General features: G+C 75.1%; 12 protein-coding genes. 7 read left to right on the forward strand and 5 right to left on the reverse strand.

Going from position 1 to position 16921, the window contains the following annotated elements; genetic code table 11:
* Positions 1-696 carry a pentapeptide repeat-containing protein gene (locus tag ACIRG6_RS20980; RefSeq protein WP_364674190.1) on the reverse strand — a complete coding sequence of 232 codons (696 nt, stop codon included), beginning with the start codon at positions 694-696 and terminating at the stop codon, positions 1-3.
* Positions 697-847: 151 nt separating this feature from the next.
* On the opposite strand from ACIRG6_RS20980, the gene ACIRG6_RS20985 reads away from it, so the two are divergent.
* The 3 genes from ACIRG6_RS20985 to ACIRG6_RS20995 all read left to right on the forward strand — a co-directional run bounded on the left by ACIRG6_RS20985 (position 848) and on the right by ACIRG6_RS20995 (position 4606).
* A complete protein-coding gene (locus tag ACIRG6_RS20985; protein WP_403324001.1) occupies positions 848-2008 on the forward strand; it encodes an FAD-dependent oxidoreductase in 1161 nt (386 codons plus the stop codon).
* Between the two features lie 46 nt (positions 2009-2054).
* Positions 2055-3035, forward strand: coding sequence for a zinc-binding dehydrogenase (locus ACIRG6_RS20990; protein WP_364674195.1), 981 nt, complete (start codon positions 2055-2057; stop codon positions 3033-3035).
* A 68-nt stretch (positions 3036-3103) separates the two neighbouring features.
* Entirely contained in the window at positions 3104-4606 is a 1503-nt protein-coding gene (locus tag ACIRG6_RS20995) for an MFS transporter (protein ID WP_403324004.1), read from the forward strand.
* Positions 4607-4648: 42 nt separating this feature from the next.
* Here the strand turns inward: ACIRG6_RS20995 and ACIRG6_RS21000 are convergent, their stop codons facing one another.
* Positions 4649-6055 carry an NAD(P)/FAD-dependent oxidoreductase gene (locus tag ACIRG6_RS21000; RefSeq protein ID WP_239765820.1) on the reverse strand — a complete coding sequence of 469 codons (1407 nt, stop codon included), beginning with the start codon at positions 6053-6055 and terminating at the stop codon, positions 4649-4651.
* A gap of 131 nt (positions 6056-6186) precedes the next feature.
* Between ACIRG6_RS21000 and ACIRG6_RS21005 the strand changes: the two genes are divergently transcribed.
* On the forward strand, positions 6187-7068 hold the full coding sequence (locus tag ACIRG6_RS21005; RefSeq protein WP_403324007.1) for an aminoglycoside phosphotransferase family protein: 882 nt from the start codon (positions 6187-6189) through the stop codon (positions 7066-7068).
* 61 nt (positions 7069-7129) lie between these two features.
* On the opposite strand, the gene ACIRG6_RS21010 is transcribed toward ACIRG6_RS21005, so the two are convergent.
* Entirely contained in the window at positions 7130-9937 is a 2808-nt protein-coding gene (locus tag ACIRG6_RS21010) for an AAA family ATPase (RefSeq protein ID WP_364674206.1), read from the reverse strand.
* 357 nt (positions 9938-10294) lie between these two features.
* Here ACIRG6_RS21010 and ACIRG6_RS21015 point away from each other — a divergent pair, with 357 nt between their 5' ends.
* From ACIRG6_RS21015 to ACIRG6_RS21025, 3 genes are all read left to right on the forward strand, one after another.
* On the forward strand, positions 10295-10978 hold the full coding sequence (locus ACIRG6_RS21015) for a helix-turn-helix transcriptional regulator (protein ID WP_392146082.1): 684 nt from the start codon (positions 10295-10297) through the stop codon (positions 10976-10978).
* Between the two features lie 163 nt (positions 10979-11141).
* Positions 11142-11819 (forward strand): DUF4255 domain-containing protein, encoded by a 678-nt coding sequence (locus tag ACIRG6_RS21020; protein ID WP_403324010.1) that lies wholly within the window; start codon positions 11142-11144, stop codon positions 11817-11819.
* A complete protein-coding gene (locus ACIRG6_RS21025; protein ID WP_403324011.1) occupies positions 11816-13876 on the forward strand; it encodes an ATP-binding protein in 2061 nt (686 codons plus the stop codon). Before ACIRG6_RS21020 ends, ACIRG6_RS21025 begins: the two co-directional genes overlap by 4 nt.
* 3 nt (positions 13877-13879) lie before the next feature.
* Here ACIRG6_RS21025 and ACIRG6_RS21030 read toward each other — a convergent pair whose 3' ends face one another.
* Both ACIRG6_RS21030 and ACIRG6_RS21035 read right to left on the reverse strand, forming a co-directional pair.
* A complete protein-coding gene (locus ACIRG6_RS21030) occupies positions 13880-15313 on the reverse strand; it encodes an RICIN domain-containing protein (protein WP_403324012.1) in 1434 nt (477 codons plus the stop codon).
* Between the two features lie 109 nt (positions 15314-15422).
* Entirely contained in the window at positions 15423-16838 is a 1416-nt protein-coding gene (locus ACIRG6_RS21035) for an eCIS core domain-containing protein (protein ID WP_350726132.1), read from the reverse strand.
* Positions 16839-16921 lie beyond the last annotated feature (83 nt).

Consider the following 16921-nt stretch of genomic DNA (forward strand, 5'->3'; position numbering starts at 1 on the left):
CTACTCCTCCGCCAGCACCCGAACCCCCAGCTCCGCCGCCAGTACCGGCGCCAGGTCGAGCAACTGGGCCGGGCTGATCACCGACCCCGCCAGCCGGTCCACGCCGCGGGCCAGCTCCAGCGGAGCGGCACCGCGCAGGTCGACGTCCGTCAGGGTCGCCGCGCTGAGGTCCGCGTCCTTCAGGGCGCAGCCCACGAACGCGACCCGCTCCAGGCGCGCGCCCCCGAAGTCCGGCTCGACCAGGACACAGCCCTCGAAGACGACGTCCTTGAGCCGGGCCCGGCGCAGATTCAGACAGTCGATCTTCCCGCCGCGGATCAGGACCCGCTCCAGCGCCGCCCCGTGCAACTGCGTGCCGCCCAGCCGGGCGTCGACCAGCTCCACGTCGCGCAGCGTGGCCTCGGCGAGGTCCGTGCCGACGCCCCGCACGCCGGTGAGGACCGAGTCGAGCAGCCGGGCGCGCGGCAGGGACGTCTCGTCCAGCACGCACCCCGTCAGCGCGCAGTCCATGAAGCGGGCGCCCGCGCCGTCCTGTCCGGCGAAGTCCCTCTCCAGGAACTCCAGCCCGTCGTAGTCGCCGTCCGGCTCCAGTCCTCCGCCGCCGTACGGCTCCAGCGCCGGCAGCCGCACCTCGGGGCGCCGCACCGCCCGCACCGCCGCCGCAACGCCGCTGCCGCCCGCCACTCTCCTCGCCATGCCCCCATGCTGCACCCCGCCACTGACAACCGCCCCCACCTGCGGCTTCGTGATCTCCTCCGACCGCGTGTCACGTTTCCCGGCCGCTCATCCGTCGTACTCACGGAAAGACACGACACCAGGCGAACCCGACCCGAGGGAGCCCCCAGCCATGCACCGCATCACCGTCGTCGGCGGCGGCTTCGCCGGACTGACCGCCGCCATCACCGCCGCCGAGGCGGGCGCCGAGGTCACCGTCCACGAGGCCCACCACACGTTCGGCGGACGGGCCCGCACCGCCGACGGCCCGTACCGCACCAACGAAGGCCCGCACGCCCTCTACAACGGCGGCCCGCACTGGTCCTGGCTCAAGCAGCGCGATCTGATCGGCCCCCTCGCGCCCCTCCCGCCGCTGGAGGCGGCCCGGCTGCGGCTGCGCCACCGGGGCGCACTGCGCCGCACCCCGCCCCTCGCCATGCTCAGACTGCTGCGCCGGGGCATCGGACCGGCCCCCGTCGACACCGACTTCCTCACCTGGGCGACCGGCGTCGCGGGCGAGGAGGGCGCCCGTGCCGCCGCCCACTACTGCGCCGTCGCCCTCTTCCACCACGACCCCGGTTCGCTGTCCGCCGCCTTCGTGCAGGAACGCCTGCGCCGGGCGGCCAAGCTGCCGCCCGAGGCGCACTACCCGCGCGGCGGCTGGGCCGGCGTCATCGACCGGATGGCCGCCCTGGCATGGAACCTCGGGGTCCGGATGGAGACCCTGTCCCGGGTCGACACCCTCCCGGCGGACACCCCGGTCGTCGTCGCCACCTCCCTCGACGCCGCCCGCCGTCTGCTCGGCAACCCCGCGCTGACCTGGCCCAGCGGGCGCACCACCCTGATCGACCTGGCCGTGCGGTCCCGGCGCGGCGACGCCTTCGCGGTCTCCGACCTGGACGCGCCGGGCTGGATCGAGCGGTTCACCGCGCAGGACCGCACCCTGGCACCGGCGGGCCAGCAACTGATCCAGGGGCAGATCCCGATCGCTCCGGACGAGTCGAAGGCCGACGGCACCGCCCGCGCGGAGCACCTGCTCGACCTGGGCTTCCCGGGCTGGCGCGAGCGCGTCACCTGGCGGCGCGAGTCCGTCGCGAACGGCCGTACCGGCGCCGTCGACCCGCCCGGCACCACCTGGCGTGACCGGCCCGCCGTCGACCGCGGCGACGGCGTCTACCTCGCCGGGGACCAGGTCGCCGCGCCGGGACTGCTGTCGGAGGTCTCCTTCAACAGTGCCCTGACGGCCGTGTCCCTGGCGCTCGGCCGGAAGGAGCTTGACCTCAAGCAGGCTTGAGGTCGTTGAGTGGGCCCGGACCACGAGCCTCACAAGGGGGACCGCCATGCGCGCCATCCGTCTGCACACCTTCGGCCCGGCCGAGAACCTCGTCCTCGAAGAGGTCGAGGACGCCCGCCCGGGCCCCGGCCAGGTCCGCGTCGCCGTCCGCGCGGCGGGCGTCCACCTGCTGGACACCGCCCTGCGCGAGGGCGTGCGGGGGCCGGCGCCGGAGCTGCCCGTCCTGCCCACGGTCCCCGGCCGCGAGATCGCCGGTGTCGTCGACGCCCTCGGCGAGGGCACCCCCGAGCGCTGGCTCGGCCTGCGGGTCGTCGCCCACCTCGGCTTCGCGCCCGGCGGATACGCCGAACTCGCCGCCGTCGACGCCGGCCGCCTCCACGAGATCCCGGACGGCCTGGGCTTCGCCGAGGCCGTCGCCATGATCGGCACGGGGCGTACGGCGATGGGGATCCTGCAGTTCGCCGACCTCGGCCCCGGCTCCGTCGCCGTGGTCCCGGCCGCCGCGGGGGGCATCGGCACGCTGCTGGTGCAGTACGCGAAGAACGCCGGCGCCACCGTCGTAGGGCTGGCCGGAGGCCCGGCGAAGACCGCCCGCGTCGCGGCGAACGGCGCCGACCTCGCCGTCGACTACACCGACCCGGACTGGCCGGCCAAGGTCCGCGCCCATCTGGGCGGCCGGGCGGCGACCGTCGTCTTCGACGGCGTGGGCGGGGACGTCGCCCGGGAGGCCGTCGCCCTCCTGGGACCCGGCGGCCGGCACCTGGTCTTCGGCTGGTCGGGCAAGGGCCTGCGCGACGGCGGGCCCTACCTCGTCGACGGCGTGTCCCAGCAGGTGCTCGGTCCGGTGATGATGGAGAAGGCCGGCGGGCCCGACCCCGTCCGCACCCTCGAACTGCGCGCCCTCGCCGAGGCCGCCGAGGGCCGCCTCTCCCCCGCCGTGCACCGCTTCCCGCTCGCCGAGGCCGCGGCAGCGCACCGCGCACTCCAGGACCGGGGGACGACCGGGAAGGTGGTTCTGGAGCCCTGACCGGGCGACGGACCCACGGACGACCGGAACAGGATGCGTTACATCCCGATTCATGGTCTTCTGGCCAAATGAGTGCCACCCGGACAGGTGAGGGAACCGCCTCCGCGGACGCCGACCCCCGCCGCTGGTGGGGGCTGGTGGTGATCGCCCTGGCCCAGCTGATGGTCGTCCTCGACGCGACGATCGTGAACATCGCGCTGCCCTCCGCGCAGCGCGACCTGGGCATGTCCGACGCCAACCGCCAGTGGGTGATCACCGCCTACACCCTCGCCTTCGGCGGTCTGCTGCTGCTCGGCGGACGCATCGCCGACCTCGTGGGGCGCAAACGCACCTTCGTCATCGGGCTGATCGGCTTCGCCGCCGCCTCCGCGCTCGGCGGCGCCGCCGTGAGCCCCGCGATGCTCTTCGGCGCCCGGGCGCTGCAGGGCGTCTTCGCCGCCGTCCTCGCGCCCTCCGCGCTGTCCCTGCTGACGACCACCTTCACCGACTCCCGGGAACGCGGGAAGGCCTTCGGCATCTACGGCGCACTGGCCGGCAGCGGCGCCGCCGTCGGCTTCATCGTGGGCGGCGTGCTCACGGAGTTCCTGAACTGGCGCTGGTGCCTGTTCGTCAACATCCCCATCGCCGTCGTCGCCGTGACCGGCGCCCTGGTCCTGCTCCGCGACCGGCCCGGCCACGCCGACGTCCGCCTCGACGTCCCGGGCGTGGTCCTCGGCTGCGGCGGCCTGGTGGCACTCGTCTACGGCTTCAGCGAGGCCCAGCCGCGCGGCTGGTCCGACCCGCTCGTCCTGGCGCTGTTCGCCGCGGGCGTCGTCCTCCTGGGGATCTTCGTGTGGTGGCAGACCCGGGCGCCGGTGCCTCTGCTGCCGCTGCACATCATCCGCGACCGCAACCGCGCCGGCTGCTTCCTGACGATGATGCTGGCCGTCATCGGCATGTTCGGGCTGTTCCTGTTCATGACCTACTACCTCCAGGTCATCCTCGACTACTCCCCCGTGCAGACCGGCCTGGCGTTCCTGCCGTTGACCGCCACGATCGTCATCGGCTCCACCCAGATCTCCGCCCGGCTGCTGCCCCGCGTGGGCCCGCGCATGCTGATGGCCCCCGGCATGCTCCTCGCCTCCGGCGGCATGGTGATCCTCACGCAGATGACCGTGCACTCGCAGTACACCACCGACATCCTGCCCGCCCTGCTCCTGATGGGCCTCGGCATGGGCCTGACCTTCATGCCGGTCTTCTCCACCGCCACCGCCGGTGTCGCCCCGCAGGACGCCGGTGTCACCTCGGCGACGGTCAACACCTCGCAGCAGGTGGGCGGCTCGATCGGCACGGCACTGCTCAACACCGTCGCGACCAGCACCAGCGCCTCCTGGATCGCGTCCCACCTCACCGACCCCACCCGGCGGGAGGAGATCATCAAGGAGGGCATCGTCCACGGCTACACGGTCGCCATCTGGCTCGCCGCCGGCATCATGCTGCTGGCGGGCGTGATCGCGGGCCTGATGGTCACGGCCAAGGCCCCGAAACACGGCACCCCGGCCGACAACCCGGTCCCGGAACCGGTGGGCTGAGGCTCCACGGGCCGCCCGCACCCACGCCGCGGCGCGGAGCGCTCAGTGGCGGCCCGCCACCCGGTCCGCCAGCAGCGCCAGCCGGGACGACGACGCGCGGTGCGTCGTGCGCTCCCGCCGGTCCGCCTCCCGGTACACGGCGTACATGCCCTGCACGCCCAGCCAGCGCAGCGGCTCCGGCTCCCAGCGGCGCACCCGGTGCCCCACCCACGGCAGGTCGGTCAGCTCGGTGCGGCCGCCCTCACCCGAGTCCCGCCGCACCAGGTCGCCCAGGGTCCGCCCGGCCAGGTTGGCGGTGGCCACACCGGAACCGACGTAGCCGCCCGCCCAGCCCAGCCCCGTCGACCGGTCCAGGGTGACGGTCGCGCACCAGTCGCGCGGCACCCCCAGCACCCCCGACCACGCGTGCTCGATCCGCAGCCCGGCCAGGGAGGGGAAGAAGCGGACCAGGATCTCCCGCAACGCCTCGACGGTCGCCGCCTGCGTCGTGCCGTCGTTGTCGGTGCGGGAACCGAAGCGGTAGGGCACCCCGCGCCCGCCGAGCGCGATCCGGCCGTCGGCGGTGCGCTGCGCGTACATGTAGGCGTGCGCCATGTCGCCGAGGGTCTGACGGCCCGCCCAGCCCACCGACTCCCACTGCTCGTCGGTGAGCGGCTCGGTGGTGATCATCGAGGAGTTCATCGGCAGCCAGGTCCGCCGCTGGCCCTTGAGCGAGGCGGTGAAACCCTCGGTGCAGCGCAGTACGTAGGGCGCCCGGACGGTGCCGTAGGGCGTCACCGCCTGCCGGGGCCGGATCTCCGTGACCGGCGTCGACTCGTGGACCGTCACCCCGAGGCGCTCGACGGCCGCCGCGAGCCCCTTCACCAGCTTCACGGGATGCAGCCGCGCCCCGTGCGGCGTCCACGTCGAACCGACGGCGCCCGCCACCCTGATCCGCTCCGCCGTCTCCCGGGCCCCGTACAGCTCCCGGTCCTTCTCGCCGAACGCCAGCTCGGCCTCGTGGAACGCCTTCAGCCGGGCCGCCTGTGCGGGCGTGCACGCCACTTCCAGCACCCCGCCCCGGTGGACGTCGGCGTCGATGCCCTCCTCGGCGGCGGCCCGGATCACCTCGTCCACGGTGTCGTTCATCGCCCGCTGCAGCCGCACCGCCGCCTCGTGGCCGTGCAGCTTCGCGTACCGGTCGCGGCCCGCGATGCCGTTGTACAGCCAGCCGCCGTTGCGGCCGGAGGCGCCGTAACCGCAGAATCGCTGCTCCAGGACCGTGATCCGCAGGGACGGTGCCGCCTTCTTGAGGTAGTACGCCGTCCACAGTCCGGTGTAACCGCCCCCGACGATCACCACGTCCGCCGACGCGTCCCCGGCGAGCGGCTCCCGCACCGCCGGGAGACCGTCGTCCGCGTACCAGTAGGAGATGCCACCGTTCACGACGCCGCTGCTCGGGCTGCTCATGAGCAGGACGTTAACCCTGGTGAAGGTCCGTTGTCTGCTTCGGATTCCGTGGACTTTCGGCGCCCGCACGGCGCCTCGGCAGATGACAAAGCACATGACCGGGCCGCCGCCCGCCGGTACCGTCACCGGACGTGATCGACGTTCCGGCCGCCCTCGCGGCATCCCAGGCGAAGTACAACGGGGAAGCGGGCCGCGCCTTCATCGACGCGCTGCCCGAGCTGGCGGCCGGCTTCCTGGACCGCTGGCGACTGCGCCTCGACGGCCCCCCGATGCACGGCTGGGCGGCCCTGGTGCTGCCCGTCCTGCGCGGCGACGGCACACCGGCCGCGCTCAAGCTCCAGATCCTCGACGAGGAGACGGCGGGCGAGCCCCTCGCCCTGCGGCTGTGGGACGGCGACGGGGCGGTACGCCTGCTCGACCACGATCCCGCCACCGGCACCATGCTGCTGGAGCGCCTCGACCCGACCCGCACGCTCGGCCACGTCGAGGACTCCCGCGCGGCGGTCCTCGTCGTCGCCCGGCTGCTCGCCCGCCTCACCGCCACCCCTGCCCCGCCCGGCCTGCGCGGCCTCGGCGACATCGCGGCGGCCATGCTGGAGCGCACGCCCCGGGCCCTGGCCCACATCCCCGACCCCGAGGCCCGCCGCCTGGTCACCGACTGCGCCGCCGCCGTGCGCGAGGTCGCCTGCGAGCCCGGCGACCGGCTGCTGCACTGGGACCTGCACTACGAGAACGTCCTCGCCTGCGACCGCGCCCCCTGGCTCGCCATCGACCCCAAACCGCTGGCCGGCGACCCCGGCTTCGACCTGCTCCCCGCCCTCGACAACCGCTACGACCCGGCCGAGACCCGGTGGCGCTTCGACGCCCTGACCGACGTCCTCGGCCTGGACCGCGAACGGGCCCGCGCCTGGTCCCTCGGCCGCGTTCTGCAGAACCTCCTGTGGAACGTGGAGGACGGCGACCCGCTCGAGGCCGTGCAGCTGGAGACCGGGCGGCAGTTGCTGACCTGGTGAGCCGTCGGCATCCGTGCGTCGCCGCGTGGTGCGGCAGCGGGGAGCCGCGGCAGGACCGGGGTCAGGGCCGGTCTCCGCTCAGGGCGGCGGGCAGTTCGGTCCGGCGGCGTATGCGCAGCTTGCGGTAGGTGCTGGTCAGATGGGTCTCCACGGTGCGCCGGGCCAGGTGCAGCAGCTCGGCGATCTCGGTGTTGGTCCGGCCCGCGGCGGCCAGTTCGGCGATCCGTCGTTCGCTGTCGGTCAGCGCCCCGGAGCCGGTACGTGCGGTCGCCGGGCCGCGGGCGCCGCTGTCGCGAAGGACCTGGCCGATCAGGGTGAGCAGCCGCGCGGCGCCCGTGAGTTCGGCCAGTTCCGCCGCCTCGCGCAGACGGTCGCGGGCGCGGCCCCGTTCCCCGGCGGCGAGGAGCTGGCGCCCCTGGGCCAACAGCGCCTCGGCCAGCTCCGTCGCGGCGCCGGCGGGCGCGTCCCGCAGGGTGTTCACGGCCTCCTCGGCCAGCTTCAGGCCGCGCCGCCCTCCGGTCGCGGTGCCCAGCACGCGCAGGGCCCGGCCCACCGTGCGCGGGGTGTTCCACACGCGGGCCAGCCGCAGTTCCTCCGTCGCCAGGGCCAGTGCCTCCTGGCCGCCGCCCAGCGCCAGCCGGCACTCCGCGACCGCCGTCCGCCACGGGGTGACGACCGGGCTGACCACCTCGCGGGCGGTCTGCCGCCGTCCGCACTCCAGGAAGTCGTGCAGCGCTCCCGCCGTGTCGCCGGCGGCGGCCCGCTGCACACCCCGCGCGTACAGGAAGCGGTTGAGCTCCCAGGACTCGGGGGCCCTGCGCAGGTCGAAGGCGGCCGCGAGGCGTCCGGCCTCGTCGACCCGGCCGGTGTGGACGAGCGCCATCAGGGTGTGGGCGTCCCGGTTGGCGGGCCCGGTGCGGGGTCCCTCCGTGTGCGGAGACCCGGCGAGGAGGCGAGCGTGGTCGCCGCGGGCCGCGGTGATGTCGGCGCGGGTGTTGAGGAGCGCGTGGTGCATCGGGTGGAGCAGTGCGGGGTGCTGCCCGGTCAGGCCGCGCTCCACGAGCCGTTCCGCCTCGTCCAGTTCGTCGGCCCACTGGGCCACCGCGGCGGCCGTGCCCAGCAGGAAGGGCTCGGCGAGCGGGTCGGTGGGCTGGGCGAGCAGGCCACGTACGCGCGTCATCGCCTCCCCGGCCGAGATCAGCCCGGCCGTCGCCGCGTACCGGACCAGCAGCGCCTGCCCGGCGGTGCCCACCAGCTCCGGGGAGTGCTCGCCGGTCTCGCACAGCCACCGGTACACCTCCTGCCGGGTCGCCAGGTCCTCGTCGGACAGCAGCGCGCCCGCGGCCTGCACGGTGCGGGTGAGGCCAGGGTGGCCGGACAGCCGGCCCTCGGTGCGGCGCAGCACCTCCATGGCCGTACGGATCTCCCCGCGGCCCGCGAGGGCGGTGCCGAGGGCGACGGCCGTACGCACCCGGTTGCGCGGGTCGGCCGGCAGGTGCTGGGCCTCCGCGAGGCGCGCGATGGCCGCGGGTGCGTCGGCCGACGCGTACTCCAGGGAGCCCAGTTCGGTCAGCAGCCGCTGCCGCTGACCGTCGTCGAGCGGCTCGTCCAGCGCCCGGCGCAGATAGCCGACGGCGTCGCCGGGCCGGGCGTCGTGCACGGCGACCGTCACCGCGTCCCGCAGTACGCGCAGGGCCCAGGGCAGCCCGACGGCCGGCGCCCGCAGCAGGTGGCGGGCGACCGCTTCCACCCGTCCGCCCCGGCGCAGCAGTGCCTCCGCCGCCGCCCGGTGCGCGGCCTCCCGGCGGGGTCTCGGCCACCCGGTGAGCACGGCGTCGCGCAGCAGGGGGTGCGCGTAGCGGGGGCGGCCGGCGCCGTCCCGCCGCAGGAGCCCGAGCCGCGTGCAGGCGGCGAGCCATCCGGCGACCCGGGCGGGGTCCGCTCCGGCGGCCTCGGCGAGCAGGTCCACCGGCTCACCGGCGTCCGCCCCGGCCGGGGGCCCCGCCGGGTCGTCGTCCCCGGCCGGCGGCCACGCCTGCTCCAGCGCCGCGAGGCACCGGGCCACGTCGGCCGTCGCGGCGCCGGCGCTGTTCAGCCACCAGGAGACGGCCGCCGGGTACGACCCGGGGTACAGCTCGGCGCAGGTGCCGGGCAGGGGAGGGACGCCGTGGGGTGCGGGACGGTCCGGGTGCGGGGTGCCGCCGAGGTCGTCCAGCAGGGCGTGCAGCAGCAGCGGGCTGCCGGCTCCGGCCCGTACGCACTGGGCCGTCCAGTGCGGGCCCGCCTGTGGGAAGGCCGCCCGCACCAGGGCGGCGGCCGCCGTGTCGCCGAGCGGGGCGAGGGTGTGGGTGCGCACGAGGGAGGGCGACAGGGCCTGGCTGAGACCGGCCGGCCGTGGGTCGATGTCGTACTGGCTGCGCTCGGTGGCCACCAGCAGCACCGGTAATCGGTCCAGCCGCCGGGCCGCCTCCAGCAGCCAGCGGCGCGAGGACTCGTCGGCCAGGTGGATGTCGTCGGCGGCCACCAGCAGCGGTCCCTCGGCCGCGTACGACCGCAGCAGCCGCCACATCCGGGCCGCGCTGCCGCGGTCGTCACCGTCGGGGGAGAGGTCGGTGAAGTCCGGTACCGGTCCGAGGAGTTGCAGGACCGCCCCGAAGGGCACCGCGGTGTCCTCGGGCGAACAGCGCGCGCGCAGCACCCGCATGCCGAGGTCCGCCGCGCGGCGCACGGCGCTCTCCAGCACGGCGGTGCGGCCGGTTCCGGTGGCGCCGCGCACTAGGACGAAGCCCCCGGTGCCCGCCCGGGCCCGCTCGGTCTCGGCCGTCAACAGCGCCCGGGCGTCGTCGCGTTCACGAAGCGGTCCGGTCATCGGGTGCCTCCTGTGGTGAATGGTGCTCCCCCGGCCTGTGAGACGGGCGAACGCGGGCCCGGGTGGTGTGAGGTGGCCCACGCGCGGGAACGGTGTTCCCTGGCCCGCGCGGTGGCTGTGGCGAGGCTCACGGTGGTGCGCGGCCCCGGCCACGGACCCGCGCACCCGCGCGCAGGACCCTCCTGACCTGCCCGAACGCCCACCCGAGGTGTGTCCCTCACGGTGCCCGTCCTGGTCTCGTGGTGTGACTCGTGGTGCTCCACGATTGCGCGGCCGCGGCAGCCGAAGAAGTGTGGAACACGCTCATCCGCTACCGGCCCCTGCAGGTTGGCGGGCTCCTGAACAGGGGGGAATCGGTTGCTCAGCTCACCCCGGACCACCACCACGGCCACCCTCGGCGCCGGCCGGGTCACCCATGCCGTCGACGGGCGTGTTCCGGTGGCGGTGTCCGCTCCGGACCCGATCAGCCGCGAGGGCGCGATCAGCCAGTTGCGCCGGCACCCGGAGGTCGACCTGCGCGAGGAGTCCGGCCCCGGCACGGTGGCGCTGCTCATCGAGGACGCGCTGGACGAGACGGCGCTCACCCGGCTGCGCAGGATCGTGCGCAGCGAGGGCGCGCGCGCCGTGCTCGTGGTCGGCGCGATCCGCGAGACCGAACTGCTGGACGTCGTCGAGTGCGGGGTCGGCGCCATCGTGTGGCGCCACGAGGCCACCGCGCACCGGCTGGTGCAGGCGGTCCTGGCGGCCTCCCGCGGCGACGGCGACCTGCCCGCGGACCTGATCGGGCGGCTCATCAGCCAGGTGGGAACCCTGCATCGGGGGGCGGCGGGCCGCCCCGGCGCCCCCTCGCTGGGCCTCGCACCCCGTGAGGTGGACGTCCTGCGACTGGTCGCCGACGGCCTCGACACCGGGGAGATCGCCGGCAAGCTGTCCTACTCCGAACGGACCGTCAAGAACGTCATGCACGGACTCACCACACGGCTCCATCTGCGCAACCGCGCGCACGCCGTGGCCTATGCCCTGCGGGAAGGCTACATCTGACCGAACGGGCAATCGAAAGCGGCGCGACGGGACCGCGCGGGCAGACCGTCCTGCCCGGGCGCCGTCCCCGGCGCGCCTGCGGGTCGGACGGCCCCCGGGGCACGATCGACGGCGGACGGCAGGCCGGGCGGAACGGCAGTGCGGGCAGGGCGGGAGCGCAAGAGTGATCCACGAGGTGGACGAGGTCCTCAAGACCCTCCTCGGCGGCGGGGCGTTGACGGGCTCGGGCATCGACGTGTCCTTCGAGGCACCCACGCGTGACTGGGCGGCCCGGCGCAACGCCCCCGTGGTCAACGCCTACCTGTACGACATCCGGGAGGACGTGGCCCGGCGCCAGCGCGGCCAGATGGCGGTGCGCGGCGAGGACGACATCGTGGTGCGGCGCCGCCAGCCGCCGCGCTGGTTCCGGCTGTCGTACCTGGTGACGGCCTGGACGAAGACCCCGCAGGACGAGCACCGGCTGCTGTCCGCCGTGCTCGCGACCCTGCTGCCCCGCGAGATCATGCCGCCCTCCGAACTCCCCGGCTCCCTGGGCGCGCTGGGCCTTTCGGTGCCGCTGACGGTGGCCGGCATCCAGACGGAGTCCCGGTCCCTCGCCGAGATCTGGTCCGCCCTGGGCGGCGAACTGAAGCCGTCCCTGGACCTGGTGGTCACCGCGCCCTTCCCCGCCTTCCCGGAGTACGACGCCGGTCCCCCGGTCACCGAGGGAGCCGTGGTCCGGGTGCGCGACCTGGCCGACGACACGGCGGAGCCCGCCGGACGCGCCCACCGGCCCCACCAGGTCGCCGCGGCGCGGGCCGCCCGCAGGACCCGGTCCGGCCGGCCCACGGACCCGCGGTGAACGCCCCGTACACCACCGCGGACGGCCCGGCGCCGCACGCGGGCACCCCCAGCGACCCCGCCCACGCGCTGCTCGCCCGGCTCGCCGTGCTGCGGGAGCGGGTGACCGTCCTCGCCGAGCAGCGGGCCGCCACCGATCCCACCGCCGACGACCCGCTGCGGGGTCTCTACCTGTCCGAGGAGGCGGTACGGCACCTGCTGCGCACCTGGCCCCCGGACACCGGTGACGACGGCCCCCGGACGGCCACCGGTGTCGCCCCCGGCGAAGGCCCCGGCGACGTCCACGGCGGGGAGACGGCCGACCGGCTGGCCCGGCTGGCCGCACGGGCGGCGCTGACCGAACTGGACGTCGCCGTCCTGCTCGTGGCCCTCGCCCCCGACGTCGACCGCACCTTCGAGCCGCTCTACGGCTACCTCAACGACGACGTCAGCCGCCGCCGGGCCACCGCGGGCCTGGCCCTGGAGCTGTGCGCCGTGCCCGCGCACGCGGCGGCGGCCCGCGCCCGCCTGCACGCCTCCGCACCGCTGCGCGCCCTCGGCCTGCTGGAGGTCGAGGAGCCCGAACGCCCGTTCCTGACCCGGTCGCTGCGGGTTCCCGACCGGCTGACCGGCCACCTGCTCGGCGACGACACCCCGGACGCCGCGCTGCTCGGCCGGCTGCACCCGGTGCCGGAACCGCTGCCCGCCGACCCGGCCGCCGAGGACTTCGCGCACCGGCTCGCCGCCCGCCTGCTCGCCGGACCGGTCACCGTCCACCTCCGCGAGCGGCACGAGGGGGACGGCCTGGCCGCGATCGCCTCCGCGCTGCGCCTCGCCGGTCTCGACGCGCTGCACTGCCCGGACCCCGGGGACCAGGTCCCCGAGCTGTTGCGCGAGGCCCGCCTGGACGGCCGGGCCGTCGTCGTCACGGGCCTGCCCGAGAAGCCGGGCCCGCTGGTGCGGGCGCTGACGGCCGCGAGCGACGTGACCGTCCTGCTGACGGACACCCGCCCCTACGACCCGCACTGGTCCCCCGACGATCCGCTGGTCCTGGACGCCCCGGGCCGCCGGGCCGGCGGGGCGCCCGCCTGGCGGGCCGCGCTCGGCACGGACGCCGACGGCTTCGACCTGGCCGCCACCGTCGCCCCGTACCGCCTGGGCGGCGACCGCATCCGGCGGGCCGCGCAGGCCGCCCGCGCGCTGGCCGCCTTCGACGCCGGCCCGGTCACCGCCGGCCACGTCCGGCTCGCCGCCCGCCGCCAGTCGGCCTCCGGCCTGGAAAGCCACGCCCGGCGCATCCGCCCCGCGGTGGACTGGGGGGACCTGGTCCTGCCCGATCAGCCCCTCACGCAACTGCGGGAACTCGCCCTGCGCGCCCGCCACCGCGACCGTGTGCTCGGCGACTGGCGGCTCAGCGCCGGCGGCGGCCGCGGCCGGGGCGTCCTCGGGCTGTTCGCGGGCGAGTCCGGCACCGGCAAGACCCTGTCGGCGGAGGTGGTCGCCGCCGACCTGGGCCTGGACCTGTACGTCGTCCAGTTGTCCTCGATCGTGGACAAGTACGTCGGCGAGACCGAGAAGAACCTGGAACGGATCTTCACGGAGGCCGACCGCACCGACGCCGTGCTCCTCTTCGACGAGGCCGACGCCGTGTTCGGCAAGCGCTCCGAGGTCAAGGACTCGCACGACCGGTACGCCAACATGGAGAGCGCCTACCTGCTCCAGCGGCTGGAGTCCTTCGACGGCATCGCCCTGCTCACCACCAACCTGCGGGCCAACATCGACGAGGCGTTCACGCGGCGGCTGGACCTGGTGGTCGACTTCCCGTTCCCGGACGCCGGGCAGCGGCTGGCGCTGTGGCGGCACGGCCTGGCGCACGTCCCGTCCGCCGACGGCATCGACCCGGCGCCCCTGGCCCGGGAGTTCGAGCTGGCCGGCGGTTCGATCCGCAGCGCGGTGGTCACCGCCGCCTACCTGGCCGCCGGGCGCGGGGACCAGGTGACGGCGGGCGACCTGCTGGAGGGCGCCCGCCGCGAGTACCGCAAGGCGGGGCGGCTGGTGCCGGGCGAGGGCGGCTGGTGACCGTCAGTCCTGGTCCGTCCGGACGATCCGCCACTCCGCGTCGTCGGAGCTGGCGCAGTCGTAGATCATCAACCGGGCGAAGAGGTTGCCCCCGTCGACGCCGTCCAGGTCCAGGCACGCGTTGTTGCTGGCGAAGTTGCGGATCCAGTAGACGCCGCTCTGCTGCTCGTCGAGCCACCAGAGCTGGTTGTCGGCGGTCGTGCCGTCGCAGTGGAACTCGGCGACGGGCGTCCCGAAGGGCCGGGCACCGTACTCGCCCAGGTCCATGCAGTACTTGTCCTTGACGTTCCGGATCTGGAAGAGAGCCGCCCCGCCGGGACCGCCCTTCTCGTCCGTCACCTCCAGGTCCCAGATCTGGTTGTCCCCGTCGGTGTCGTCGCAGACGGCCTGCTGGACCGGGCCGTCGATCTCCCCCTTCTCACGGCCGGGCAGTTCGGCGCACATGTCGCTGGCGGTGTTGCGCAGCAGGACGTTCCGGGCGGGCACCACGGGCGGCTCGCTCTTGGGCTTCTGGGAGGGCGAGGCGCCGCCCCCACCGCCACCGCCGCCGCCGTCGTCCTTCGGTTCCTCGGCGGCCGGCGGCTCGGGTGCCTCGACGGGAGCCGACGCGGCCGCGCTGGGCAGCGGCTCGGGCGGGGCACTGGGCCTGGGTGCGAGCGCGGCGCCCGCCTGCTCCGTCTGCTCGGTGGCACTGGAGCGGACCTGGGGCTTGTAGGAGATCCAGATCATGACGAAGGCGATGGTCAGGGCCAGGGCTATGCCGAAGAACGTGGCGAGCCAGCGGGGCAGGAACCCGCGCTGCACGTACGTCCCCTCGACCGCCGTCGGTTCGACGCCCGACCGGCGCACCGCCAGCGAGTACGGCCGCTCCTCCTTCGCGCCGAACCAGATGATCCGGCGCGGCCTGAGCGTCGTGTCCACGAACGCGGCACGCCCCGGCTCGATCTGCACGTTCCCCGGACGGATCTCGTACGTCAGGTGGTCCCCGGTGTCGCTGCCCGCGACCGACGCCGTCACCTTGGTGTTGCCGAGGTTGTCCACCGCGAGCCGCGGCCGGCCCCGGAACCTGCCCTTCACCGTCGGCGGCACCAGTTCCGCCCGCACCTCGGTGAACGGCGTGATCGTCAGGTTTCCCTCCGGGACCGTCACCGCTTCCGGATGCTCGGTCGGCGTGATCCGCACCGCGTACGGATTCGGGCCGGCGGTGGCGTCGGGGGTCCGCGGCGGCGCGAACGTCAGCTCGACGGTGCCGGTCGTACCGGGGTACAGCCGCAGCGTCTGCGGCTCGACGGTCGTCCAGGGGGCCACGTCCCCGACGGGTTCGAACCGGTACTCGTCGACGACGTCGCCGGTGTTGCGCAGCCGCAGCCGCACCCGTGTGCTGCTGCCGGGATCGACCGTGACGGACGCGGGCTCCAGGGAAGTCCAAAGGCTCACGCCGCGACGCTACGGGCGTCTCCCACGGCCGTCACTGGCTTCCGGGGCAGAGTTCGGTGCACCATCGGTCCGCCCCCCGCGGGCGGCCGGGCAGCGCCGCCCGCCGGGGTCAGGACTGCGGGGCCGCGAAGAGCGCGTTGAAGTACATCCGCCCGACGCGGTCCTGGATCTTCGCCCGCCTCGTCTTCTTCGCGAAGCCGCGCCCCTCCTCCTCGTCGTACTTGGTGTTGCCCAGCTCGGCCACGATCGCGGCCAGCAGCCGCTGCTGCCCGGCGTCGCCGCTCGCCTGGACGTAGTTGACGAGGGCCTGCCAGGGGTTGCCCAGGTTGAGGCCCTCCTCCCGGGCACGGTCCCGGACGGCGCTGGAGATCGTGTTGTCGGAGCTGGTGTACTCCATGCGCAACTGCCCCGTCAGGGCGTTCTCGTTCACCAGGACGTTGTGGTACTCGACCAGGGCCCGGCGCCCGCCCGACATGTCGACGTCGAAGCCGTCCTGGTGCTGCTTGAGGTGTCCCATCTCGTGCTGGATGGTCTGGGCGACGGTGAAGCCGCCCTCGGCGGTGCTGTTCACCAGGATCAGCCCGTACTGGGCCAGGTAACCGCCGCCGCCCGCCTGGGCCACGACGTCGCTGGCCGGCGTGCTGCCGTCGTGCCAGCCGTTGACCTCCTGGACGGTCAGCCTGCCGTCCGCGGGGGTCAGGCCGACCACGTTGCCCGCGGGGTAGTTCTCGAAGGGCGTGTCGGCCCGGACGCCGGGCGGCACCTCCACGATCTTCACGGCGCGGGTGATGCCCAGCGCCGTCGTCGCCGACTCGACCAGCGCCGGGTCCAGGGCCCGCTGCACGGGACCGGTCGTCAGGCCGCCCGTGGCGCGCTGGACGGTGTCCTCGCGCTCACCCGCCCGTGCGTCGACCGCTCGCTGCGCGACGACCGAGGGGGCGGTGGCGGCGCCCGAGGCGAAGGCGGCGCCGTCGGCGACCGCCGCGCGTTCGGAACCCTGCCCCGGGTCGGTGACGGTGACGCCCGCGCCGTTGTCGTTGCCCGTCTCGCGGACGCCCCTGAGGTTCTTGTCCAGGTGACTGGCCTCGTGGGCGAGGATCTCCGTGTTCCCGACGGCCGACGGCCCCAGGAAGATGTGGCTGCCGACCGTCATGGCCTGCGCGCCCATCGCCGCGGTCGCCCGCTGCGCCGTCGGGTTGTCGTGCACGCGGCCTGCGGAGAGGTTGTCGTTCTGGTAGAAGGACTTCGCCTTGGCGAGGAAGGGGCCGGGCAGGGGGCTGCTCGGGGTCGCCATCGCGGCGTCGAGGAGGCCGCGCTGGGCCGTCGGGCCGGTGTCCGCCGCCTGCCCGTGCCCGCACCCGGGTCCGTGTTCGTGCCGCTCCGCCTCGACGGCCCGGGCCACGGCCGCGTTCCCCGCCCTGTGCTGGAGGTCCAGCATCCGCTGGACCGGCGCGCTCGGCCGGATCACGGGGCGGTGGGTGTCCCGCTCGTCGGACGGTCGGCTCCGCGTTCCGTGCGCGCGCACGATGCTCCCTTCGACACCGGACGGTTGACCCCCCAGCCTGACCGGTCCGCCCCCGCCGCCGGCAGGTCCGCGAGGGCAGGCAT

Source organism: Streptomyces flaveolus (assembly GCF_044765825.1).
Taxonomy (GTDB): Bacteria; Actinomycetota; Actinomycetes; order Streptomycetales; family Streptomycetaceae; genus Streptomyces; species Streptomyces flaveolus.

What these genes read in the sequence shown, in the direction of transcription:
- ACIRG6_RS20985 (WP_403324001.1), top strand. Translation starts at nt 848, where the DNA reads ATGCACCGCATCACCGTCGTCGGCGGCGGCTTCGCCGGACTGACCGCC.
- ACIRG6_RS20995 (WP_403324004.1), top strand. Translation starts at nt 3,104, where the DNA reads ATGAGTGCCACCCGGACAGGTGAGGGAACCGCCTCCGCGGACGCCGAC.
- ACIRG6_RS21010 (WP_364674206.1), bottom strand. Translation starts at nt 9,937, where the DNA reads ATGACCGGACCGCTTCGTGAACGCGACGACGCCCGGGCGCTGTTGACG.
- ACIRG6_RS20990 (WP_364674195.1), top strand. Translation starts at nt 2,055, where the DNA reads ATGCGCGCCATCCGTCTGCACACCTTCGGCCCGGCCGAGAACCTCGTC.
- ACIRG6_RS21000 (WP_239765820.1), bottom strand. Translation starts at nt 6,055, where the DNA reads ATGAGCAGCCCGAGCAGCGGCGTCGTGAACGGTGGCATCTCCTACTGG.
- ACIRG6_RS20980 (WP_364674190.1), bottom strand. Translation starts at nt 696, where the DNA reads ATGGCGAGGAGAGTGGCGGGCGGCAGCGGCGTTGCGGCGGCGGTGCGG.